Annotated in this window: 20 protein-coding genes, 2 tRNA genes and 1 pseudogene; 14 read left to right on the top strand and 9 right to left on the bottom strand. The window is 52.2% G+C overall.

The window, feature by feature from the left end; genetic code table 11:
* Position 1 precedes the first annotated feature (1 nt).
* The 12 genes and pseudogenes from G6041_RS06350 (at position 2) to G6041_RS06295 (ending at position 11,996) form a co-directional block, all read left to right on the top strand.
* Positions 2–2,158: an OmpA family protein gene (locus G6041_RS06350; RefSeq protein WP_084999317.1), complete on the top strand. Its 2,157-nt coding sequence runs from the start codon at positions 2–4 to the stop codon at positions 2,156–2,158.
* Positions 2,122–3,204 carry a type VI secretion system baseplate subunit TssG gene (tssG, locus tag G6041_RS06345; RefSeq protein WP_012124939.1) on the top strand — a complete coding sequence of 361 codons (1,083 nt, stop codon included), beginning with the start codon at positions 2,122–2,124 and terminating at the stop codon, positions 3,202–3,204. Before G6041_RS06350 ends, tssG begins: the two co-directional genes overlap by 37 nt.
* A 25-nt stretch (positions 3,205–3,229) precedes the next feature.
* Positions 3,230–3,751: a type VI secretion system lipoprotein TssJ gene (gene tssJ / locus G6041_RS06340; protein WP_012124938.1), complete on the top strand. Its 522-nt coding sequence runs from the start codon at positions 3,230–3,232 to the stop codon at positions 3,749–3,751.
* Positions 3,752–3,754: 3 nt separating this feature from the next.
* Positions 3,755–6,313 carry a type VI secretion system Vgr family protein gene (locus G6041_RS06335; protein WP_166491638.1) on the top strand — a complete coding sequence of 853 codons (2,559 nt, stop codon included), beginning with the start codon at positions 3,755–3,757 and terminating at the stop codon, positions 6,311–6,313.
* Between the two features lie 14 nt (positions 6,314–6,327).
* A complete protein-coding gene (locus G6041_RS06330) occupies positions 6,328–7,038 on the top strand; it encodes a T6SS effector amidase Tae4 family protein (RefSeq protein WP_071818010.1) in 711 nt (236 codons plus the stop codon).
* A gap of 414 nt (positions 7,039–7,452) precedes the next feature.
* A pseudogene (locus G6041_RS06325) lies at positions 7,453–8,385 on the top strand (DUF2345 domain-containing protein); the annotation flags it as partial.
* A gap of 4 nt (positions 8,386–8,389) precedes the next feature.
* A complete protein-coding gene (locus G6041_RS06320) occupies positions 8,390–9,388 on the top strand; it encodes a DUF6402 family protein (protein WP_012124934.1) in 999 nt (332 codons plus the stop codon).
* Positions 9,372–9,761, top strand: a complete 390-nt coding sequence (locus tag G6041_RS06315) for a hypothetical protein (RefSeq protein ID WP_071818009.1) — start codon at positions 9,372–9,374, stop codon at positions 9,759–9,761. Before G6041_RS06320 ends, G6041_RS06315 begins: the two co-directional genes overlap by 17 nt.
* A 323-nt stretch (positions 9,762–10,084) precedes the next feature.
* Positions 10,085–10,564 carry a DUF6402 family protein gene (locus G6041_RS06310; protein ID WP_012124933.1) on the top strand — a complete coding sequence of 160 codons (480 nt, stop codon included), beginning with the start codon at positions 10,085–10,087 and terminating at the stop codon, positions 10,562–10,564.
* 54 nt (positions 10,565–10,618) lie between these two features.
* Positions 10,619–10,948 carry a hypothetical protein gene (locus G6041_RS06305; RefSeq protein WP_213194857.1) on the top strand — a complete coding sequence of 110 codons (330 nt, stop codon included), beginning with the start codon at positions 10,619–10,621 and terminating at the stop codon, positions 10,946–10,948.
* 44 nt (positions 10,949–10,992) lie between these two features.
* Positions 10,993–11,283, top strand: a complete 291-nt coding sequence (locus G6041_RS06300) for a Tox-REase-5 domain-containing protein (protein ID WP_227003075.1) — start codon at positions 10,993–10,995, stop codon at positions 11,281–11,283.
* A complete protein-coding gene (locus G6041_RS06295) occupies positions 11,280–11,996 on the top strand; it encodes an Imm52 family immunity protein (protein WP_054628740.1) in 717 nt (238 codons plus the stop codon). The genes G6041_RS06300 and G6041_RS06295 overlap by 4 nt, the downstream gene beginning before the upstream one ends.
* A gap of 63 nt (positions 11,997–12,059) precedes the next feature.
* On the opposite strand, the gene G6041_RS06290 is transcribed toward G6041_RS06295, so the two are convergent.
* The 4 genes from G6041_RS06290 to mdtK all read right to left on the bottom strand — a co-directional run bounded on the left by G6041_RS06290 (position 12,060) and on the right by mdtK (position 14,148).
* Positions 12,060–12,284 carry a hypothetical protein gene (locus G6041_RS06290; RefSeq protein ID WP_012124931.1) on the bottom strand — a complete coding sequence of 75 codons (225 nt, stop codon included), beginning with the start codon at positions 12,282–12,284 and terminating at the stop codon, positions 12,060–12,062.
* Positions 12,285–12,422: 138 nt separating this feature from the next.
* Positions 12,423–12,499 (bottom strand) — tRNA-Val (locus G6041_RS06285).
* A gap of 9 nt (positions 12,500–12,508) precedes the next feature.
* A tRNA-Val gene (locus G6041_RS06280) sits at positions 12,509–12,585 on the bottom strand.
* A 189-nt stretch (positions 12,586–12,774) separates the two neighbouring features.
* Positions 12,775–14,148, bottom strand: coding sequence for an MdtK family multidrug efflux MATE transporter (mdtK, locus tag G6041_RS06275; protein WP_012124929.1), 1,374 nt, complete (start codon positions 14,146–14,148; stop codon positions 12,775–12,777).
* 236 nt (positions 14,149–14,384) lie between these two features.
* On the opposite strand from mdtK, the gene G6041_RS06270 reads away from it, so the two are divergent.
* The gene (locus tag G6041_RS06270) at positions 14,385–15,035 is read left to right on the top strand and encodes a riboflavin synthase (RefSeq protein ID WP_007849599.1); all 651 of its coding nucleotides are present in this window, start codon (positions 14,385–14,387) and stop codon (positions 15,033–15,035) included.
* 16 nt (positions 15,036–15,051) lie between these two features.
* Here G6041_RS06270 and G6041_RS06265 read toward each other — a convergent pair whose 3' ends face one another.
* From G6041_RS06265 to punC, 5 genes are all read right to left on the bottom strand, one after another.
* Positions 15,052–15,972 (bottom strand): LacI family DNA-binding transcriptional regulator, encoded by a 921-nt coding sequence (locus G6041_RS06265; RefSeq protein ID WP_012124928.1) that lies wholly within the window; start codon positions 15,970–15,972, stop codon positions 15,052–15,054.
* 44 nt (positions 15,973–16,016) lie between these two features.
* Positions 16,017–17,402: a glycoside hydrolase family 1 protein gene (locus G6041_RS06260; protein WP_041460712.1), complete on the bottom strand. Its 1,386-nt coding sequence runs from the start codon at positions 17,400–17,402 to the stop codon at positions 16,017–16,019.
* Positions 17,403–17,455: 53 nt separating this feature from the next.
* Positions 17,456–18,775: a PTS sugar transporter subunit IIC gene (locus G6041_RS06255; RefSeq protein WP_084999309.1), complete on the bottom strand. Its 1,320-nt coding sequence runs from the start codon at positions 18,773–18,775 to the stop codon at positions 17,456–17,458.
* Positions 18,776–18,969: 194 nt separating this feature from the next.
* Positions 18,970–20,118, bottom strand: coding sequence for a cyclopropane fatty acyl phospholipid synthase (gene cfa, locus G6041_RS06250; protein WP_166491637.1), 1,149 nt, complete (start codon positions 20,116–20,118; stop codon positions 18,970–18,972).
* Between the two features lie 288 nt (positions 20,119–20,406).
* The gene (punC, locus tag G6041_RS06245; RefSeq protein WP_012124924.1) at positions 20,407–21,582 is read right to left on the bottom strand and encodes a purine nucleoside transporter PunC; all 1,176 of its coding nucleotides are present in this window, start codon (positions 21,580–21,582) and stop codon (positions 20,407–20,409) included.
* Between the two features lie 111 nt (positions 21,583–21,693).
* Between punC and punR the strand changes: the two genes are divergently transcribed.
* Positions 21,694–22,605 (top strand): DNA-binding transcriptional activator PunR, encoded by a 912-nt coding sequence (punR, locus tag G6041_RS06240; RefSeq protein ID WP_012124923.1) that lies wholly within the window; start codon positions 21,694–21,696, stop codon positions 22,603–22,605.
* Positions 22,606–22,621 lie beyond the last annotated feature (16 nt).

The following is a 22,621-nucleotide window of genomic DNA, read 5'->3' as shown; positions in this document are numbered from 1 at the left end:
CATGCGCAAGCCGCTCATTCTCTCCGTGCTCCCGCCTTTACTGATTTGCCTTGCGGCATTGCTGTGGCTGCTGTGGTGTTTCATTCCGTTGTTAGTTGCCATTAAAGGACTGCTAAGTCTGCTGCTGGTGGCTGCTGCCAGTCGGATTATGTGGGTGGCACGCCCGCGTGATATTCCCTCATCGCAAGCTTCCCCGGTCATTACCTCACTTCCTGATTCCCTGTCGGGGCCGCTTGTACTGGTGTGCGGGGATGGACTGGAGCAGTTGTTTCCTACCCAGCCGGTTCGCCATACCGCACAAGGCTGCTGGCTGCGTGTCGACAATGTCAGCGAACTACAAAATGTGGTTCGCATGTTGCAGGCTCACCAACCCGCGCTGGTGGAGCAACTGGCGGTGATGTATTGCTGCCTTGCGGATAAGCATCAGGATGAGGCTGTTTTACGCGCCGGGCTTAAAACGGTACGCCAGGCAATCCGGCAAGTTACTTTGCTGACTGGTTTTCCGCTACCGGTACTGCTTAATTGCCGTTTCTCCGGCCCTGAAACGCCCTGGACTATCGTGCGCGGCAATAAGCCTTTTGTTTGTCCTGAAAACGCGCCGCAGGCATCGCTTGATGAATGGCTGCAGACAGAAAATCGTCTTATGGCGTTTCCAGTGCTCAAAGAAGCTTTTGCTTTTATCAGGCAGGTTGTCATCAATGAACTGAGCAAAGCTGACCGCGTTTTTCCTCTTGTACTCCCTTTTGCGGTGGCGTTCCGTACAGGTGCTATGGATTCGGATAGCCAGGCACTATGGTCAAAATGGCTATATCAACGTACCTGTTTGCAGCTCTCTGTCAGCGAAGGCAGCGCAGTGCCTGCCTCTTTATTTGCCGATCCGCTGCTGGCACTTCTTACGCCCTATACGGCGCCGATGCCAGGCGGGAAAACGGGCCGTCGCGCTACCGCGCTTCTTTTGTGCTGCGCCCTGGCCGCCCTGGCCTTTTCTGTTGCCAACAATCAACGGCTGATTCAGCAAATCGGCGGCGATCTGGCGCGCTGGCGCGCGATCCCTATGGGCCGCACTGCGCCTAAAGCGCAATCGCTGAGCGTACTTAAGCGTGATGCTTTGCTTCTTGAGCGCTGGCAGCGCCAGGGAGAACCCCAGCGTTACGGACTGGGCCTGTACACCGGGCAGCGGCTTTGGCTGGCGTTACAGCAGGCGATTGATGGTTATGTTCCTCCTTCTGCACCAACCAGCCCAGCGCCACAGACGATCCGCCTGGACGCGCTTTCACTGTTCGACACCGGTCAGTGGCGGCTGAAATCCGGCTCCACGAAAGTGCTGGTGAACGCGCTGGTGGGCATTAAGGCCAGACCGGGCTGGCTGATTGTGGTCGCCGGGCATACCGACGATGTGGGCGACGAACGCGCCAACCAGCAGCTGTCGCTTAAGCGCGCCGAAGCGGTGCGCGACTGGATGCGCGACACCGGCGATGTGCCGGAGAGCTGCTTTGCGGTGCAGGGCTACGGCGAAAGCCGCCCGGCGGTGACCGCGCGTTACTTTACTGACTTCGGTAATGCCTGGCTCAATATGGTCAACAGCATCCAGTGGATTGAAGCTGATTCGCTATCAGATTCAATTGCCCAACTGAACCTGCTGGCCGATGTGCGCCAGTCTCCGCTGGTAGCGCTAATGAACACCTTAAACTATCAGGGAAAAACCGGTCAGCAGCGTGAGGCGCTGGCGGATTCTCTGGTGGAATCCGCAAAAAATCTGATAGGTAAAAAGAAAAACACCAAAGCCATTCTTAAACAGGCGCAGGGGCCGGAAGGACCGCTGGATAACCCCGAGGTGTTGCGCGGCACGCTGGCGCTCTACGACTGGACCGACGATGAGATGAATCGCCGACGTCTTGACGCAATCGTCGCGGTGAAACACACCCTTATACGTCGCTTTGAACAGGGGTTTATGCAAAGAGGGGTGGATATCGAAGTGACTCTGGACACACAACATTTTGCCGGTGAGGGCGATGTGAATCTGTTTGGTGAAATGCTGCATCGCTTCTTTGCACTTTACGCGGATATTCATCTTTTTAATCAGCTCACGCTGGTATTGCAACCGACAGGGAAGAGACTGAGATGGCGCGAGAACCACAGCCAGCACATACCGGGCTGACGCAGCAATTAGGCGAGGAGATCTGGCGCGTTAATTTCTATCGCTTCTGCCAGTTGCTTGAGCAGGAACATCCTGACCATCCGCTCCTGGGAAGCACCAGCTACCCTGAAAATGATTCGGTGCGGTTTCGCTCCTGGCCGGGCATGGGATTTCCGGCCAGTGAATTACGCCGCGTGGAAACGGATGACGAACACCCCGGCTCCCCGCCCGCGGTACGCACTACGTTTCTCGGCATGTACGGCGTCGACTCGCCGCTACCGGGCAACTATCTGGATGATATCGCTCAGCGGCGCGAAGGGCAGGAAGCCGTATCCTCGTTTCTGGATATCTTCGGCCACCGTATCGCCACACAGTATTACCGCATCTGGCGGAAATATGCGTACCCGGCCACGTTTGAGCCCGGCGGGACAGATGCCACTTCTCAATGCCTGCTTGGGCTGGTCGGACTTGGCATTCCCGGCACGGCAGAACATATCGCTACCCCCGTTTCGCGTTTTCTCGCGCTGCTCGGCGCCATGCGCTTACCGACGCGAAATGCTGAGGGAATACGCGCGCTGGTGACTCTGCTGGCACCAGACACACGGGCAGAGATCTCTGAGCGCGATCCTGTAAAAGTGCGGGTGACAAACCGCAGCGGGCTGGGGGGAGGCGAACGAGTACGTTTAGCGCAGCGTGCGACACTCGGAAAAATGGCGCGTGATGCAAACAGTCGGGTGCTCATTACATTATTCACCCGCAATCCGCAGGAGGCTGCAGGCTGGCTGCCGGGCGGGCAATTGCATACTGATTTGCTGGCGCTGATGCGGGTTTATCTCGGCTATCGCAGTGACGCACGGCTTCGCCTGACAGTGCCGGTACATTTACTCCCTGAACCAAAGCTTGCGAAACATCGGCGCATTCAGCTTGGCCGCACAGGCCTGCTGGGTTTGAAAGGCGGCAAACTCAGCGATAACCGCCAGTGCATCACGGTCAGCCTGGGATGTTATGAAAGCCTGAGTTGCACGGTATTGCCGCTTGCCGCAGAGGGCAGTTACCGCTTCGACTAACCATTTTTCAGAAAGGAATACATTTATGCCAAACAAAGGATGGCATGCGATAACGCTCGCGCTGTGCTGCGTCATGACGGGTTGTGGTCTTACCCAGGCGGTGAAAGACGGGACGGTCAGTATGGCGAAATCGGTGTTTTATAAAAAGATCAAAACATTACATCTCGATTTTTCTGCCCGAGCGGCGCTTAACGTGGATGGCGACCAGACGCCGCTTGCGACCATGGTCAGGGTCTATCAGCTTAAAGATCGTAAAACTCTCGATGCGGCTGATTACGGCTCGTTATTGCAGAATGCGGACACCGTGCTGAAAGACGATCTGCTGGCTTCCCGCGAGTTGCTCATCATCCCGAAGGGCAATGTCACGCTTGATATGCCGATGGAAGAAAACGCACAGTTTGTAGCGGTAGTGGGGCTGTTTAACCATCCTGACGTCAAAGACAACCGCTGGCGACTGGTGCTTTCCAGGGAGGATCTTGACCCGGATAAACCAGGAGTGGTGGAGCTGGGTGACGGCTGGCTCAATCTGGTGGAGACAAAGGAGTGATCTATGAACACGGATAATGGGGGCCAGCCAGAAGAGAGTCTGTCACGGTATGGGCTGGTGATCCACAACAGTGATATCACACCGGACGTGCTGCGTTTTCGTGGGCGCGAGGCCTTAAGCGAACCGTTTTTCTGGAATATCGAATTTACTACCCCGCAGGCCGATATCCGGCCAGAACAGGCGCTGATGAAATACGCGAGCCTTGGGATGCAGAGCGGCAGAACGGTTTACGGCATCGTCACCCGGTTCGAGTGGTACTCCACCAGTGAGGATCAGTCGCACTACAGCGTGACGCTATCTTCAAGACTGGCGCTGCTGTCGCGTACGCGCCAGTGTCGCGTGTTTCTCAACCAGTCGGTGCCCGAAGTGGTGGAGCAGGTACTGCGCGAGCATGGCCTGGAAGGGGCGGATTTTGATTTCCGGCTGGAGCGGGAATACCCGGAGCGTGAGCTTATCACCCAGTGGCGCGAGACTGACCTTGAATTTATTCAGCGGTTGCTGTCAGAAGTGGGGATCTGGTGGCGCACGGAAATGGACAGCCTGCGCGGTCTGGATGTGACGATTTTTGCTGACAGCCAGCTCAATTATCATTTTGACGTCCGCCTGCCGTATCGCGAGCCGTCCGGCCTGCATGACGGCGCGCAGGAAGCGGTCTGGGGCGTGCGCACCTGGCATAACGCCGTCACCGGCAGGGTGCAGACGCGCGACTATTATTACCCCGCCGCCACCACGCCGCTGGACGCCACTGTCAGAGTGCGCAGCGCGGCAGTGACCACCGGCGAGCATTACCGCTACGCGGAACCGTACCGGGAGCAGGGCGATGACACCGATCCCGAACCGGAAAGCGAAAGCGGGGCGTTTTACGCGCGGATTCACCATGAGCGTGAGCTGAATCACTCGCTGCGGGTGCATCTCTTCAGCAACGCCGGCGCGCTCACGCCGGGGATGGTGCTGGAGCCGCAGGGCGACGTCATCCGCGCGCTGAAAGAAGGGGTGATTATCACGCTCACCACTTTTCGCGCTTCGCGCGATTCGCGCCTGCATGTGTCGGTGTGGGGGATGCCCTACAGTGAACGCTACTGCTACCGCCCGCCAGAAATCCCGCGCCCGGAAATACACGGCACGGTGCCGGCACGGGTGGAAAGCCGGGACCCGAAGGACACGTACGCCTGGCTGGACGAAGCAGGCCGCTACCGGGTGAAGCTGGACATGGACCGCGAGGGCAGCGAGAGCGGCTACAGCTATCTGTGGGTACGCCTGGCGAAGCTGTATGCGGGCGAGACATACGGCTGGCACACGCCGCTACTGGCCGGCACGGAGGTGTCCGTCGCCTTTGACGGCGGCGACCCGGACCGGCCCTATATCGCGCACGCCTTTCATGATTCGGCGCACCCGGATGTGGTGAACCGTGACAACCGCAGCCGGAATATCCTGCGCACACCCGCGCAGAACGAACTGCGCATGGAAGATAAACGGGGCGAAGAGCACATCTACCTGACCACCGAATACGGCAAAACGCAGCTAGGCGAAGGGCAACTGGTGGACGGGCAGGATAAACCGCGCGGTACGGGCTTTGAGCTGCGCACCGATGAATATGGTGTCATTCGCGTGGCGAAGGGGCTGTTCATCAGCGCCGACGGGCAGCAGAAGGCGGCGGGCGAGGTGCTGGACCGGGAAACGGCGGTGAAGGAAATCGACCTGTGCCTGCAGCAGATAGCGCAGCTCTCCGCTTCAGCAGACGCCGCGAACGCGCTGCAGGCAGACATCGCCAGCCAGAGCACGATGTTCAGCGAGCGGCTGAAACCGCTGAACGAACTGATTCACATGCAGGCCCCGGATGGTATGGCGTTCACCAGCGGCGAGCACACGCAGCTTACGGCCACGAAAAATGTGGCGGTGGGTGCGGGTGGCGACATCAGCGTGGGCGTTATGGGCAACATGACTGCACTGGCGGGTGAAAAACTGGGGCTGTTCGCCCGCAGCGGGCCGCTGAGCCTGAAATCAGGCGAGGGCCCGCTGGAGGTGCAGGCACAGAACGGCGGCATGCAGCTCGCGGCAGAGAAGAAGCTCACCCTCACATCGGTGAGTGATATTTCCTTTGCAGGCAAAAAGCGCATCACCTTAATCGGCGGCGGAAGCTATCTGAAGCTGGAAGCCGGGAAAATAGAGTACGGTACCCCGCAGGTATATCTGAGGAAGGTGGAGAGGACGTTTAATGCTTCTAAAGCCGCAGCCGCAATGGCGTTACCAGATAGCCAAAGATACTCGACCATTGGCGATACTAATTTGAATAAAAGAGTTGTTTCAGTTGGATGGTCTTACGGTGATAAGTTAATAAAAATTGAAAAAACATCTAGATATTTTGTTGATCTGAATTTGCATGTTGTCACAGAGGGGTATCTAACAGGTGATACAGTAAAGTGCGAGGTTATTTATACGGATGGTAATAACAATAATATTAGTCTTATTTTAAGCGGACAAGTGAATGAAAAAGGGGAAGCCATTTTAAGGGATGTACTAAGTTCTAAAAATCCATGTATATATGATGATCTCGATTTATAATGTCTGGAGGAGGAATGAAGAAAATTATTATAGCAAATGTTAATGGCGTTTATTCAAGTGCACTGATCGTAAACAGACCTTCATGGACAAAAATGTTAGAACATTATCCTTCCGAAGGTGTTAGTCGAAAAGATTTTTTTATACGTATTTCGAAGGATTTAGCAAAGGATGCTGATAGGCGCGCCTATAGGAATACATGTGCATTAAGACTGAGTTATGCGCTAAATCATAGTGGTGTAAAATTAGGAGTACCACCTGATTCAGGAGGGATGGTCAAGGGAGACGATGGTCTTAATTACTGGTTACGCGTTAAGGAGCTAAAACAAGAATTGTTCAAACTATTTGGAAATGCTGACTTTTCATTAAAATATCCTGAACAACTTCCTCCTGCGACAATAGAGGATATAACCAGCTCTGAAACATATGCCAATAATCATTTTGATGAATATTACAGGCGCAAATCATATGCTGAAAATAATTTTTTATCAAAGATAAATAACAAAACCGGCATAATTGTTTTTGATGTTATTGGGTGGGGAGATGCTACAGGACATTTCACTTTATGGAATAAAGGAAAATTGCTTTATGTAGGTGGTGTTCCTGAGGAGAATGATCCTACGAGTGCCGCATATTATGTTTGGCATTTAGAGCCTAGATACGATGCCTATAAACATGAAATGTATTTAGTGGAAACCACAGCTGCATTTTTTTGGGAGTTAAAATGAAATTCTTTAATAGTGTCATTTTTTCATTGCTTTTATTATCATGGAGTGTTTGTTCAAAAAGCATTGTAAATATCCCAATAGGTACCGTGAAAGACTTGAGCTTAAAAGAGTGCTTGGATATAAACTATAGTGAATTAGGCTTGTATAATTACAATGGTTTGAATGACGAATCATATTTTTTTTCGTGGATTGCTATAGATAATAAATCTCCAGAAATATCGAGAAGGCTAAAAAAATTCATACAAGAAGAAACAAGAGATTATTACATTTCAAAGCCCCGAGTAAAAGATTCTGAAAGCAATATGATTTTCATATTATGCATGCGCTTTTATAAATCTCGTGAACTTCAGGTTTATATAGAAAAGAATGTCTTAAATTGAAACGCTATAAGCAATGTCTATAAAAAAGAAATAACTCCTGCGCACACCCGCGCAGAACGAGCTGCGCATGGAAGATAAACGGGGCGATGAGCACATCCATCTGACCACCGAATACGGCAAAACGCAGCTCGGCGAAGGGCGGCTGGTGGACGGGCAGGATAAACCGCGCGGGGCGGGCTTTGAGCTGCGCACCGATGAATATGGTGTCATTCGCCAGCTCTCCGCTGCAGCTGACGCCGCGAACGCGCTGCAGGCAGACATCGCCAGCCAGAGCGCGATGTTCAGCGAGCGGCTGAAACCGCTGAACGTGCTGATTCACATGCAGGCCCCGGACGGTATGGCATTCACCAGCGGCGAGCACACGCAGCTTACGGCTACGAAGAATGTGGCGGTGAGTGCGGGTGGCGATATCAGCGTGGGCGCTATGGGCAACATGACTGCACTGGCGGGTGAAAAACTGGGGCTGTTCGCCCGCAGCGGGCCGCTGAGCCTGAAATCAGGCGAGGGCCCGCTGGAGGTGCAGGCACAGAACGGCGGCATGCAGCTCGCGGCAGAGAAGAAGCTCACCCTCACATCGGTGAGCGATATTTCCTTTGCAGGCAAAAAGCGCATCACCTTAATCGGCGGCGGAAGTTATCTGAAGCTGGAAGCCGGGAAAATAGAGTACGGCACCCCGCAGGTGTATCTGAGGAAGGTGGAAAAAACTTATCTGGGAGCGAGTAAATCCCGGCAGGCTGAATTCCCATATTTGCCCGGCAAGGAGGGTGTTTATAGCAGAGGTTTTATTCTGCTTGATGACAGAACAAATGAGCCGGCCGCAGGAATAGCATATAGACTGACATTATCACCAGGAGAGAAAGTGGAAAATGTTTCTAATAATAAAGGGTGTACTTATATTATGAGCCATAAAGAAAAACATGAAGTTGAGTTAACTATTCTAAGACAAGAATCATTGATAATAGGTTAATATCATGGATGAGATGAAGGTTAAATCCAGCCTCACTGAACAGGAAGATAATCAGCAAAAAGTGTCTGTTCGGCTGTTTAAAATAACAGATATACCTGAGGTAATGGAAAAAATGGGGTGGGTTGTTGCAGCTAAATTCATGAGAAAATGGTTTAACGATCCGCTTTATGAAATGACTATGGAAGAGAAAATAGGTGATGGCGCTATAAAAACAATAGATAAGATACATATTTTATATGATCTTGATTTTCAATGGTTGAAATCAGAGAGAGTAACAAAAATATTCAATCAAAACCTCCTAAGTGTTACTTTTGTTCGGGAGTATCATAATTTTCTCGGGAAGAAAACAATAGGGTTAAAAACGTTATCAAATGGACTGAATGTTATCATATCCCGTATTGAACAAAACGGATATTTTGACAGAATCAATCACAAATTTTATGAGTGCAACATTGACTTTACATCACTGTCGGCTATGGATTTAGATTTTAAAGGGCAGTTTAATTTCGTCCGTATAGGTTCAACTTTATGGGAAAAAGGTACTGATGAGCTAGATGATGTATATGGTGCACTAGGGTCTTTTATAATAAAATTTGCCTTCACTAAATTACGGGTTGAAAAAGCAGAATTTGGTCAATTTGTGATTCTTATTGATGAATTAGGTTGGTATGTGCGGGATACTTACGACTTCATCAATGATGAGTCAGATCAGTTATTAGGTTATTGGGGGTGGGCTGGAGTAAAAAGGCCTAATCTAATAGACTGGTTTCAAGAGCCTTTGTCGATAGAGTCTGGAGGGGAACGATATTATCAAGTCACAAATAACTCATTTTTAGAGTATAGAAATAAAATCGGTAGAAATAAAAAGCCTCCTGAAGCTGGTGATTTTTATGTTTATTCAACAATAAAGAGAACTCCTGTATCTATTAAAATTCACCTCGATGATAAAAATATAAAGGAATATATCTCACAAACAAAGGCTAAACATGAAAATAAAAAATAAATTTCTATGTTTTTTTCTATTAGGTTTGTTTTTTTTAACATTGTTAGATATTGTGAGTTGCATAAACGCAAAGAAAGAAAGTATTTATACTAATAGTTCATCAAGTTGCTATCTGACAGTTTATCACCGTAATTATGACTTTTTATGGCGGACAGGTAGCATTGTAAAAATATTTTCGTCTGATCATTTTTTTATTGTTTATGATAAATTTGGCAATAAATTGAAAAATTCAGCATGGTATTTTTGGGAAGATCAATTTTATGATCTTATCGCACCTAAATGGATGTCAGATACCTATGTTCTTTATCCTACGGCTGATGGCTGGGCTGGGTGGAATATACCTGTCTGTGATAATAAAGACATAAATTACTAATAATGTCAATGATTATATGTTGAACTAATTTTTTCTGAATAAAACATCTATTATATGAGATACAATATGCCCCAAAACCCGGTAGCCGAATGGCCTGGTTAGCGTATTAAGCGTGCAATTTTGAACCACATGGTTCAGCCATTTCATGTTTACATTGTATTGCCGGTTCATCCCGAAGGTAGGGTTGATGATCCGTCAATATTTGCACAGATACATCTGACACGTTAGTCACTGGTATTCGGTTCTCGCAGCCTTTTAAATCTTGTTCGACGTAGCCTGTGGGTCAGACAGCAACTTGGATTACAGGCGACACCCCGTAAAAAATGGACCAAAAAATAAAAGAACTCGAGGGGCAAAGTGAAAATTATTATACCGATATTCCAATGGATGCGTGTAATCATTATGTTACATTGTTAAATCTTAGTGACCAAATTGTATCTAATGATAAAGACGGTCTTTATAGGATTGAGATTAATCAAATTGGTTTGTATGTGAGAGATACCTATGAGTTTATGAATGATGGGGATGATCAACCTCTTGGTTATTGGGGATGGCATGGTGTAATAAAACCAAGTTTAATAAATGAGATTTTTGAAAGTAAAGTGGTCAGTAAAAATGGTAATGATTATTATAGAGTTACCAATAATTCATTTATTGAGTATAGAGAAAATTCAAAAAAGAAAACAACACAAAAACCGGGGATTTTTTATTCTAAAGTAAAAAAAATACCTGTAGACGTTATTATTCATATCAGTAAATTAGATTTATTAGAATGCCAAGAAAGGAGTGCTAAAGTTGCTTAATTTATTTAAAAAAATGGTTGTATTTTTTTTGTGGTTTTCTTTATAATGCTGTCTATGCTATTTACCATTAAGATATTAGCTTATAAAACGGCTGCGCCAAGTGGGAAAATATGGAATTACTCGCATTCATGCTATTTTGTTTCATATATTCCCAACTATAAACCTTTTGGTATCGCTGGTCGTTTTTTAAGGTTTTTTTCTAATCAATCTTTTTTTATTGTTTATAGTAAAGATGGCGATAAGTTAAAAAGTTCCGCATGGTATTTCTGGGAGTATCAGTTCTCTGATATGGTCTCGCCAAAATGGTCTGGGATTGATTTTATCTATCCAACAGCTCAAGGTGTGTCAGGATGGACTCTATATGAGTGTGGGGATAAAAGATGATATTGGCTTATTCTTAATCAGAATATTGATTTCAAGTACAAGAGATAGAGGAATATAAATACTGCGGCGTATCGTTTGATGGGTGGAAAGCTCAGCTGTGCCAGTTCTGGGAAGCAAAGGCACGGTATGATCAGTTTTTTGATGCATTTGGTGATCCCAAAGGATGGTGGAAAGGATATAAAAGTGGCCTAGGCCAAGCCGCGCGCCATCAGGCTGTCGCGTCAGTAAATCAGCCATTAAAAATTGCCTGGTTTTTTAAACAGCCAGTTAGTTATCGTTATTTTTCTAATATATTCAAGGGTTTCAAAGATATAATTACAAGGTGGTTGCCATGATAAGAATATCAGCAAATATTTACTATGAAGATGCTGGGTTTCCTAAAGTAGAGTTATGTCTCGATGAGCTTTTTTATGTTTCAGAATTAATTGATATATTGTTGGGAACTAAAAAAAGATGGTATGAAAAAGGATATTCAAGAAAGAAAGCACTAGAGCATGTGGTTTTTGACCATAAAAACGCAGAGGCTGAAGTCGTTAAAAGATGGCGCAACCTAATTAAAAAAGACTATCCGCTTATTATTGAGGGAGTGTGGGATGGCGAAATCGATAGTAAGGTATGTTCAATAAACTATATAAAAAAACACATCGAAAACTTAAAAAAAACGAATCTAGAAATTAGCTTTACGTGTAATGAGGCGGAAGTAAATATAAATAAAATTGTTCAATTTTTAATGTCTTTGATTTGTAATAAAGAGGGTGTATATGCATCTATAAACACAAATGGTTACTGGAACGCTAATAAGAATGTATTTCCTGATCGGATGTATGTGGGGTGGATGATTTATATTCCGGCAATAATACTGCCAGATTTAATTACCGAGGCGTCGAAGGTTATACCTGTTGTAGTTGCTGAAAAGCAAAAAGGAACCATAGTGATTTCAACCGACGAAATATTTGACGGAAACAACATAGAACACATCCGTAAAGCAAATGATATAGAAATAAGGCTTCTGGATCTTGGTTTGTTACCGTTGATGACAGAGCTCTAATACAGCCCAAAATATGACCTCATGAACCAGTTGTGAGAAGCGGACTTACAGTTCGCCTGGCATTTACTTTCTTGTGCGGAGTTTGACTGCTGCACACTGGTAGATAGCATCCGGAAAATGAATATATAAATCCTTGCCGACGGCCAGCTTAACTATCATTTTGACGTCCGCCTGCCGTACCGCGAGCCGTCCGGCCTGAATGACGGCGCGCAGGAAGCGGTCCGGGGCGTGCGCACCAGGCATAACGCCGTCATCGGCAGGGTACAGTGGCGTAATGATGACCTTCATCAGATTTGCCACTGGTAACTACCACAGAATCCGCATAATACGAAATCATGTGCAGGCACAGTCTGAAAGACTAGGTGAGATGACGTGCATCAGAAGGTTTAGGACGAAACAGAAAGAGGAAACCTGAAGACAACTGAATGGTGCGTCCGAGTGGACTCGAACCACCGACCCCCACCATGTCAAGGTGGTGCTCTAACCAACTGAGCTACGGACGCACATTAGGATGGTGCGTTCAATTGGACTCGAACCAACGACCCCCACCATGTCAAGGTGGTGCTCTAACCAACTGAGCTATGAACGCATTGCTGTGTGACAGCGGGGACGAATATTAACGGCAGCCCCGTCAGCTGGCAAGGGGAAAACGTCAATTTTCTTTCATTTTTCACGCGATTGCCGCGTATTTGCGCAGAATGCTGACAAAGTGATCGGCGTGTTGGGCAGGCAGGCTTCAGACGGATAAAAAAACGCCGCCCACGGGGCGGCGTCTGGATTAACGCGCGGCACGCGCCAGTATGGTTTCCGAGGGCTGACGTTGCAGGTAACGCATACGCCACATCATCATGATAGCGGCAGAGGTCAGGCCGAGTATAAAGCCAAACCAGAAGCCCGCCGGGCCCATGGGTTCCACGACCCAGTCGGTCAGACCCAGAATGTAGCCGCTCGGCAGACCCAGCACCCAGTAGGCGATGAAGGTGATAAAGAAAATCGATCGCGTGTCTTTATAGCCACGCAGGACGCCACTGCCGATCACCTGAATCGAATCCGAAATCTGATAAATCGCCGCCAGCAGCATCAGATGCGAGGCGAGAGTGACCACTTCCGGGTTGTCGTTATAGAGCAGGGCGATAGGCTCGCGGAATACCACAGTGAAGAGGGCCGTCAGCACGGCAAGGCAGATGCCGACGATAATGCCTGTCCGTGCCGAGGTCTGTGCCTCAAGCGTCGAACCCTGCCCGAGACGGAAACCGACGCGAATGGTCACCGCAGCGCTCATCGACATCGGCAGTACAAACATGAGCGAGCTAAAGTTGAGCGCAATCTGGTGGCCCGCGACATCGACAATCCCGAGCGGCGACACTAACAGCGCCACGACCGCAAACAACGTGACCTCAAAAAACAGCGCCAGCGCCACCGGCATACCAATCTGCGCGAGACGACGGATGACCGGCCAGTCAAAGCGGCGGCTTGCGGGCTCAGGCCGAATATCACGCATCGAGCCTGCGCGTTTAACCCAGAAGCGCATGCAGAAAAACATCACCCAGTACACCGACGCAGTCGCCACGCCGCAACCGACGCCGCCCAGTTCCGGCATACCAAAATGACCATAAATGAAGATATAGTTCACAGGAATATTCACCAGCAGGCCGATAAAGCCCATCGCCATGCCCGGCGTGGTTTTGGCGAGCCCTTCACACTGGTTACGCATCACCTGAAAGAAAAGATATCCCGGCGCGCCCCACAACAGCGCGCGCAGGTAATTCACCGCTTTGTTGGCGAGAACCGGGTCGATATTGTGCATCGCGTGGATGATATAACCGGCGTTCCACAACACCAGCATGATAAGCACAGAGACCAGCCCGGCCAGCACAAAGCCTTGCTGCACCTGATGCGCGATGCGGTCCCGGCGACCGGAGCCGTTAAGCTGAGCGATGACTGGCGTGAGCGCCAGCAGCAGGCCGTGACCAAAGAGGATGGCGGGGAGCCAGATAGAGGTCCCGATGGCGACCGCCGCCATATCGGTGGCGCTGTAGCCACCAGCCATAACGGTATCGACAACCCCCATCGAGGTCTGGGCGATTTGCGCGAAAATCACCGGGATTGCCAGAGCTAATAACTGACGCGCTTCGACAAAATACTTCTGCACGTGAACACCTGTATATTGTTGTTATTTGAGAGACAAAAAAGCCGCCGCAACGGGCAGCAAGAAGAAAATGCAGGGGAATTAGTCAGACTATTGTAGCGAGAGTTCACTATTAAGCCAGTGAAATAATGCGCTTAAGACCGCTCAGGCTGGCAAGGGCATATTCCACCTGTTATTGTTCTGGTTATGAATCTCGCGGCCGCGCGCCGCCATGTTAGCGAATCGAGGAGTGGCAAAATATGTTTACCGGTATTGTTCAGGGCACCGCGAAAGTCGTGGCTATCGATGAAAAACCGAATTTCCGCACCCATGTTGTGGAGCTGCCAGATGAGCTGCTGCCGGGGCTTGAGACGGGCGCATCGGTGGCGCACAACGGCTGCTGCCTGACGGTAACGGAAATTAACGGCAACCGTGTCAGCTTCGATTTAATGAAAGAAACGCTGCGCATTACTAACCTTGGGGATTTACAGACCGGCGATGTGGTCAACATTGAACGCGCCGCGAAATTCAGCGATGAAATTGGCGGGCATTTAATGTCCGGGCATATTATGACCACGGCGGAGGTGGCGAAGATCCTGACGTCTGAAAATAACCGGCAGATCTGGTTTAAAATTCAGGATCCGACGCTGATGAAGTATATCCTGCATAAAGGCTATATCGGCATTGACGGTATCAGCCTGACGGTAGGGGAAGTGACGGCGACGCGGTTCTGCGTTTTCCTGATTCCGGAAACGCTTCAGCGCACCACGCTTGGCACGAAAAAACTGGGCCAGCGGGTGAATATTGAAATCGATCCGCAGACCCAGGCTGTGGTGGATACGGTTGAGCGTGTACTGGCGTCTCGCGAAGCCGCAGCGGCCATTACCGCCCAGCTTCACCCCGCCGAATAATCTATCGCGGGTACGCTCAGGCGCTCACCAGCGTTCCGCGTACCCGTTCGCCCGGCGCGCCGCCTGAAAGTAGCGCCACCGCCTGCCGGGCGATACTGTCCAGCGAATACCCGATGGCCGGAACGCTCTCAAGCCCCACACCGCGCCCTGAGCTCTCAAGACTGAACACCAGCACCTGCTCCGGCACCGCGAAACGGTATTCGCGCAGCATCGCCACCGCTTCGCGCGCCTGGCTGTCATCGGTCACCAGCAGCGCATTAAATTTCACGCCGCTGTTAATGAGTTTTTGCAGGGCGATACGCAGCACCGGCTCATCTTCAATGACGCGCTGGCGATGAAACGGGATCAGGTGGTTTTCCGCCGCCTGGCGATAGCCCTGTAAGATCTCTGCTGCCGCATCGCCCGCCGGGAAGTTAATCAGCGCGATATCGCGCCGCTGGTGGCTGCATAAATACTGCACCGCCGTCTGCGCGGCAAACAACCAGTCGAACAAAATCCCCTGTGCGGTTGCCGCACTCAGACAGTCCACCAGAATCACGTCGTCATCAAGCGGCGGCAGAGGAAAGCGGGCCCCGACAATCATCAGCGCGTCGCAGAGGCCTGAATCCAGCTCGGCGCGGGCGCGTGTCACCTCTTGCGGCGTACTCGCAAAACGCAGCAGAAGGTGTTTACCGTGCCGGCTGAGCTCTTTTTCCAGCGCCTGTAGCCAGCAGGTGGCCTGCTGAATATGTTCGCTGGCGCAAATCACGCCGATGCAGTGAGTCATCTGGCTTGAGAGCGACTGCGCAATGGCGTTCGGCTGATAGTTCAGCATCTCGGCGGCACGCAGCACCGCGAGACGGCTCTCTTCCTTGACGCCGCGATTGCCGCTAAGTACGCGGGAAACAGTGGCTTTCGAGACGCGCGCCAGGCGCGCGACATCATTAATGGTGGACATCGTGTTTTCCTGCAAAGCGTGGCGGCGCGAAGGCCGCCACTCGGTTACTCATCAAACCCGTTCTTTACCGCTACCTGGCGGTACCATTCACCGCTCTTTTTGATCGTGCGTTTCTGGCTTTCCAGATCGAGCGATACAAAGCCGTAGCGGTTCTTGTAAGCGTTGCACCAGGACCAGTTGTCAATGAAGGTCCACATGTGGTAGCCCAGACAGCGGCTGCCTTCGCTGATGCCCTTATGCAGCCATTTCAGGTGGTCGCGCACAAACTCGATGCGGTAATCATCCTGAATCTGTCCGTCGCGCTCGAAGCGCTGCTCATTCTCAACGCCCATGCCGTTTTCTGAGATATAGCAGCGCGGGTTGCCATACTCTACACGCAGGCGGGTGAGGATGTCGTAGACGCCCTTCTCATAAATTTCCCAGCCGCGATACGGGTTCATTTTGCGGCCAGGCATTTCATAAGCGCTGAAGAACCACTCCGGCATGAACGGGCTCTCCGGATTGACCTGCGAATCACGACACTGAATGCGACGCGGCTGATAGTAGTTGATGCCGAGCAGATCCACCACACCCGCCGCCAGCAGCTCTTTATCGCCGGGCTGGCACGCAGGGAGTTGATCGTATTGCGCCAGCAGCGCGACTAAATCTTCCGGGTAACTGCCGCGCAGCGCCGGATCAAGGAAGCTGCGGTTGAACATCAGATCGGCGATGTGCGCCGCTTTCACGTCTGCCGGGTTTTGTGAACGCGGGTAAGAAGGGGTGAGGTTCAGAATAATACCGATTTCGCCGCCGTCGTTACGCTCGTGGTAGGCCTTCACCGCACGGGCATGGGCCAGCATCGTGTGGTAGGCGACAGTCGCGGCGCGGCGGAAATCGACTACGTTCGGGTAGTGGAAGTCATAGAGGTAACCGCCTTCCACCGGCACAATCGGTTCGTTGAAGGTAAACCAGTGCGTCACTCTGTCGCCAAACAGTTCAAAGCAGGTGCGGGCATAGGCTTCAAACGCGTCGATAACTTTACGGTTCTCAAAGCCGCCCTGTTCCTGCAGCGCTAACGGCATATCGAAGTGGAACAGGTTTATGAATGGCGTAATGCCCTGGCGCAGAAGCTCATCAATCACCTGATTGTAGAAGGCGACGGCTTCCTGATTCACCGCGCCGGTGCCATCGGGGATCAGGCGCGCCCAGGAGATGGACGTGCGGAAGGTATTATGGTTAAGCGCCTTGAGTAGCGCGATGTCTTCTTTCCAGTGCTGATAAAACGTGGAGGTCTGCGCCGGGCCAACGCCGTGGTGGAAACGCTCTGGCTGCAGGCGGAACCAGTGATCCCATGTTGTTGGCGTTTTGCCGTGGCTCAGGCTTTCACCCTCAGTTTGCGGCGCCGAGCTGGCGCTGCCCCACCAGAATCCTTCAGGAAATGAGTAGTGCATATCCATCCTCATAGCGTAGTCAGGCGCCTGCCAACAGGGCAGGCGCGATAAAATCAGGCATTATTCGTGACAGCGTCACCTTCGATGTTGTTCTGCGCCGCTTCCTGCTTTTGCAGGGTGCGCTCGTAGGCTTTCACAAACGGGTAGTACATTAACGCCGACATCACCATACAAATCAGGCACATGATGACCGGACTGAAAGCCCAGTTCGCAGCCCACGACGCGCCGATGGGCGCGGGCGTGGTCCACGGCGTCAGCGAGACGACCTGCGCCAGCCAGCCGAGTTTGGTCGCGGTCCAGGCAAGAACGGCGTTCACCATCGGCACCAGAATAAACGGCAGGAAAAAGACCGGGTTCATAATGACCGGTGCGCCAAACAGAATCGGTTCGTTGATGTTAAACATACTCGGCACGACGCCCATTTTACCGATGGTACGCAGATGCACCGCGCGGCTGCGCAGCAGCAGGAACGCCAGTGGGAGAGTAGAGCCGACGCCGCCAATCAGCAGGTAGTGATCCCAGAACCCTTGCAGATAGATATGCGGCAGCGCCTGGCCCGCCGCTAGTGCGGCCTGGTTGGCGGAGAGGTTCGCCATCCAGAACGGGTTCATAATGCCGGTGACGATCAGTGCGCCGTGAATACCGGCAAACCACAGGATCTGGCAGATCAAAACGGAAATCAGAATGGCCGGGAGGGAGTCAGACGCCGCGACCAGCGGTGAAAGCAGGTGCATGATCGCTTCCGGCAGGATCATGCCGGTGGTGGATTCAATGATAAGGTTAAGCGGATGAAGCGTAAGGACAATGACCACCACCGGGATCAAAATCTCAAACGAGCGCGCGACGCCGGTCGGCACCTCTTTTGGCAGGCGGATAGTGATGTTGTGGCGCTTCAGAAAGGCATACATTTCGCTCGCGTAAATCGCGGTAATAAGCGCGGTGAAAATGCCCTGACCTGAGAAATACTGCGTGGAAATTTGCCCGTCTTTATAGGGCGCCGCCACCAGCAGAAAGGCCATAAACGCCAGCAGGCCGGTCATGATAAGGTCAAGCTTATAGTGCTTGCCAAGACTCGCGCCAATACCGACCGAGATAAAAAACGTCATGACGCCCATGCTGAGATTAAACGGCAGCATCAGCTGTTCGCGATATTTCAGCGAGAGATCGAGCCATGCGCGACAAAAGCCAATTTGCGTATCCGGCGAGAAAGGCGGGAAGATAAAAACCAGCAGAAACGAACCGATAATCATAAACGGCAGGGCGGCAAGGAAACCGTCCCTGATAGCCACCACGTGACGCTGCGACCCCATCGCACCCGCCAGCGGTGTAATTTTATTTTCAATAACATGGACCATACTCTGGTACAGACTCATGACACGTTTCCTTAATCAGGCAGAGGGAATAGCGCTCAGTTTGAAACAAAACGGAAACCGGTTTCCATGTATCTGTCACCTGATTGCTGCCGGGATCACTTTTATCGAAGGAAACGTCGCGAAAGCGTGAGAAATATCACAAAGCGAGGAAGAGAGAGTGGCAAAAAGCCCCCGGCATGCGCCGGGGTGGACGCTTAACGGGCGACGCGCAGGCCGTTTTCCACGCCGCGGCTGAAGACTACCTGCCACAGCTGGATATCCCGCGCGCGGAAGGCACCCGCACAGGCGTTGAGATAATAGGTAAACATGCGTTTAAAACGCTCGGAATAGTTATCCGCAATTTCCGGCCAGGCGGCCAGGAAGCGCGCATACCAGGCCATCAGCGTTTTATCGTAGTCCGCCCCGAAGTTATGCCAGTCTTCCATCACAAAGCGCGGCTCGCTGGCGGCGGCTATCTGGCGCGCCGAAGGCAGGCAGCCATTCGGAAAGATGTACTTATCAATCCACGGGTCTACGTTGTTATCCGTTTTCCGTGAGCCGATGGTATGCAGCAGGAAAAGCCCGTCGGGCTTGAGGCTGCGGTCGGCAACCTCAAAATAGGTGGCGTAGTTTTTCGGGCCAACATGCTCAAACATGCCTACCGAGACGATGCGGTCAAACTGCGAATCGAGATCGCGGTAATCCTGCAACAGAATGGTGACGTCCAGCCCCTGGCAGCGTTCCTGCGCCATTTTTTGCTGCTCGGCGGAGATGGTCACGCCGGTGACCGATACGCCATAATGGCGCGCGGCAAACGCCGCCAATCCGCCCCAGCCGCAGCCGATATCCAGCAGCGTCATGCCAGGCTTAAGCTGAAGTTTTTCGCAGATAAGTTTTAACTTCGCCTGCTGGGCGTCTTCCAGGTTGTCCGCCTCTTTCCAGTAGCCGCAGGAGTACTGCATGTATGGGTCGAGCATGCGGCTGAACAGATCGTTACCAAGATCGTAATGTTCTTTGCCGACAATCCAGGCGCGTTTTTTGGTTTGCAGATTGAACAAACGAGCGCCGAGAATACGCAGCGTATCTTTCAGGTGACGTGGCAGTTGCTCTTCCAGCCCCGCGCGCAGCACTTTAGTGAAAAAGAGATCGAGCCGCTCGCACTCCCACCAGCCATCCATATAGCTTTCGCCAAGACCGAGGGAACCTTCCTGTAACACCCGTTTAAAAAAGTCAGGATTTTTCACCTGAATGTCGGAAGGAGCAGCGCCGTTAACGGCGATCCCGGCCCGGCTGAGCAGTTCAGTTGCGATGCGATACCAGTGGTTATCCGGTATGCTGACTTCTTCTATACACGATGAACTCATAGCTTCTCCATCACTGATGTGATCAGAACCTTCAAACAGCGTAGTCGCAATTTTCGGTATGTGAGAAATATCACGGAAAGGTCCGCGAGCCTGATATCCGACGTAGAACAGAGGAAGGGAGATGACCCTTGCCAGAAATGTCATTCCAAATAAAAACGGGAGCCAGCAGCTCCCGTTACTACATAATATTTATGCTAATTATCGTAGAGCCGCGAACCAGTATAGGCCTCGCTTTACGATGATTCAACTGTTGACCGTTAGCAAGCTAATCACAAAAATTTCATATTTTCACGCGGCTGATGATTGCGTAAACCGTTGACGGCCACGCAACCGAAAGCCGAGGCCCGCCAGTACCACTGTCGCCAGCATAACGCTGGTGGTTGACAGCAACGGGGTAGCGACCAGCCACGACACCACCAGGCTTGCCACAAAACAGAGCCCCAGCTGGAGCGTGTTTTGCAGCGCGGCGGCGCGCCCGGTGGCCTGCGGGAACGGCAGCAGCGCAGCGGCGACCACGATAGGGTAAATCGCCCCGTTCGCCATCGCCATCAGGCAGAAGGGAATAAGCAGTGTGGTGAGCGTAACGGCGTCGCTTAACCCCACAAGCCAGGTGGCGAGCACGCTCAGCGCGAAGCCTGCCAGCAGCCACGGCAGCAGCGTTTCGCCATTCCATTTTTGCAGCGCACTGCGACAGCCATAGCCGCCAATCAGAAACGCGATAGTTTGCGGCACGTAGCTCAGTCCTATTACCGCCGGGCTGTAACCCATCTCATGCAGAATAAACGGCGAACCGGTGAGCCAGGCGAAGAAACTGGCGGAGCAGGCGGCATAAATCAGCACATTGCCGCTGTAGACGCGCGAGCGCAGCAGCATCATAAAGCTCAGCGGCTCGCCGCCTTTATTGCCCTGAGGCGCGCCGGAGGGCAGACGCAGGGCCGGAATCATCAGCGCCACCGTAATGGCAAACAGCACCACAAAAATCGCCTGCCAGGAAAAGTGATTCAGGATCCAGCTGCCGAGCAGCGGTGCCAGGGCCGGAGAAAGCCCCACCAGCGGCATAATGGTCGCGAAGATACGACGCGCCTGCTGCGCCGGGTAGCGGTCGGTCACCAGCGCCTGCCAGCTTACTGCGGCGGAACAAACGCCCACGGCCTGAATAAAGCGCAGGGCCAGCAGCGCGCCCGCGCTCTCAACCCAGACGGTGCCAAGGCAGCCAAGCGCGAAAATCCCAAGCCCCGCCAGCAAAACCGGACGACGGCCAAAACGGTCAGAAAGCGGGCCCCAGACTAGCTGCGCCAGCGCGAAACCCGCCAGGAAGAGGCTTAGCGAGGCGCTGATAGCCGAAGGTGCTGTGTGCAGATCCGCTTCAATAACGGCGAACGCGGGCAGGTACATGTCGGTCGCCAGAAAACCGAGCACGCTCAGCCCGGCCAGCCAGCAAAGAAATCCTTTATCAGGTCGCATCACATTAACTCACTTCTTATTACGCGAAAGAGCCAGGAGTGTACGGAGTGCAATCCCGCTTGTGAAACGCTAATATTTGCCCATTCCATTCAAAAAATTTGCAGGCAGATAATGTGGTCTGAATATTCCCTGGAAGTGGTGGACGCCGTGGCGCGCACCGGCAGCTTTACCGCAGCCGCCGCAGAACTGCACCGCGTGCCTTCTGCCGTCAGCTATACGGTGCGCCAGCTTGAGGAGTGGCTTGCGGTATCGCTCTTTGAGCGCCGCCATCGCGATGTGGTTCTGACGCCAGCCGGAGCCTGGTTTTTGCGGGAAGGGCGTTCTGTTATCAAAAAAATGATGATCACCCGTCAGCAGTGCCAGCAAATCGCCAACGGATGGCGCGGACAGCTCTCCATCGCGGTGGATAATATCGTGCGCCCGGAACGCGTCCGGCGGCTGGTGCTTGATTTCTACCGGCACTTTTCCGATGTCGAGTTGCAGGTTTCACAGGAAGTCTTTAACGGCGTCTGGGACGCGCTGGCGGACGGGCGCGTGGAACTTGCCATCGGCGCCACGCAGGCGATCCCGGTCGGCGGGCGCTTCGCGTTTCGTGATATGGGCATGCTGAGCTGGCGTTGCGTAGTGGCGCACCATCATCCGCTGGCACAGCACGCGGGCGCGCTCAGCGACGACAGGCTGCGCGATTACCCCTCGCTGGTGCTGGAAGATACATCGCGATCGCTGCCCAAGCGCATTACCTGGCTTCTGGATAACCAGCGGCGCGTGGTGGTGCCGGACTGGCACTGCGCCGCCGATGCGCTCAGCGAGGGGCTCTGTATAGGCATGGTGCCGACGCATTTCGCGAAGCCATGGCTCGATAGCGGGGAGTGGCGCACGTTGACGCTGGAAAACCCGTTCCCGGACGCCGCCTGCTGTCTGACGTGGCGGCAAAGCGACGCCTCGCCCGCGCTGCGCTGGCTGCTCGATTATCTGGGGGACAGTGAAACGCTGAACAAGGAGTGGCTGCGGGAGCCGCAGTAATACGGCTCCCGGAAGG

It is taken from the genome of Cronobacter sp. HA18003 (assembly GCF_011605905.1).
GTDB lineage: Bacteria > Pseudomonadota > Gammaproteobacteria > Enterobacterales > Enterobacteriaceae > Cronobacter > Cronobacter sakazakii.
The sequence above is the reverse complement of the archived record's forward strand: the minus strand, read 5'-3'. Positions and strand labels throughout refer to the sequence as shown.

What these genes read in the sequence shown, in the direction of transcription:
- cfa (WP_166491637.1), bottom strand. Translation starts at nt 20,118, where the DNA reads ATGAGTTCATCGTGTATAGAAGAAGTCAGCATACCGGATAACCACTGG.
- G6041_RS06310 (WP_012124933.1), top strand. Translation starts at nt 10,085, where the DNA reads ATGGACCAAAAAATAAAAGAACTCGAGGGGCAAAGTGAAAATTATTAT.
- G6041_RS06305 (WP_213194857.1), top strand. Translation starts at nt 10,619, where the DNA reads ATGCTATTTACCATTAAGATATTAGCTTATAAAACGGCTGCGCCAAGT.
- G6041_RS06255 (WP_084999309.1), bottom strand. Translation starts at nt 18,775, where the DNA reads ATGAGTCTGTACCAGAGTATGGTCCATGTTATTGAAAATAAAATTACA.
- G6041_RS06295 (WP_054628740.1), top strand. Translation starts at nt 11,280, where the DNA reads ATGATAAGAATATCAGCAAATATTTACTATGAAGATGCTGGGTTTCCT.
- punR (WP_012124923.1), top strand. Translation starts at nt 21,694, where the DNA reads ATGTGGTCTGAATATTCCCTGGAAGTGGTGGACGCCGTGGCGCGCACC.
- G6041_RS06265 (WP_012124928.1), bottom strand. Translation starts at nt 15,972, where the DNA reads ATGTCCACCATTAATGATGTCGCGCGCCTGGCGCGCGTCTCGAAAGCC.
- G6041_RS06315 (WP_071818009.1), top strand. Translation starts at nt 9,372, where the DNA reads ATGAAAATAAAAAATAAATTTCTATGTTTTTTTCTATTAGGTTTGTTT.
- G6041_RS06270 (WP_007849599.1), top strand. Translation starts at nt 14,385, where the DNA reads ATGTTTACCGGTATTGTTCAGGGCACCGCGAAAGTCGTGGCTATCGAT.
- G6041_RS06320 (WP_012124934.1), top strand. Translation starts at nt 8,390, where the DNA reads ATGGATGAGATGAAGGTTAAATCCAGCCTCACTGAACAGGAAGATAAT.
- G6041_RS06330 (WP_071818010.1), top strand. Translation starts at nt 6,328, where the DNA reads ATGAAGAAAATTATTATAGCAAATGTTAATGGCGTTTATTCAAGTGCA.
- G6041_RS06350 (WP_084999317.1), top strand. Translation starts at nt 2, where the DNA reads ATGCGCAAGCCGCTCATTCTCTCCGTGCTCCCGCCTTTACTGATTTGC.
- tssJ (WP_012124938.1), top strand. Translation starts at nt 3,230, where the DNA reads ATGCCAAACAAAGGATGGCATGCGATAACGCTCGCGCTGTGCTGCGTC.
- G6041_RS06335 (WP_166491638.1), top strand. Translation starts at nt 3,755, where the DNA reads ATGAACACGGATAATGGGGGCCAGCCAGAAGAGAGTCTGTCACGGTAT.
- G6041_RS06290 (WP_012124931.1), bottom strand. Translation starts at nt 12,284, where the DNA reads ATGAAGGTCATCATTACGCCACTGTACCCTGCCGATGACGGCGTTATG.
- G6041_RS06260 (WP_041460712.1), bottom strand. Translation starts at nt 17,402, where the DNA reads ATGCACTACTCATTTCCTGAAGGATTCTGGTGGGGCAGCGCCAGCTCG.
- tssG (WP_012124939.1), top strand. Translation starts at nt 2,122, where the DNA reads ATGGCGCGAGAACCACAGCCAGCACATACCGGGCTGACGCAGCAATTA.
- punC (WP_012124924.1), bottom strand. Translation starts at nt 21,582, where the DNA reads ATGCGACCTGATAAAGGATTTCTTTGCTGGCTGGCCGGGCTGAGCGTG.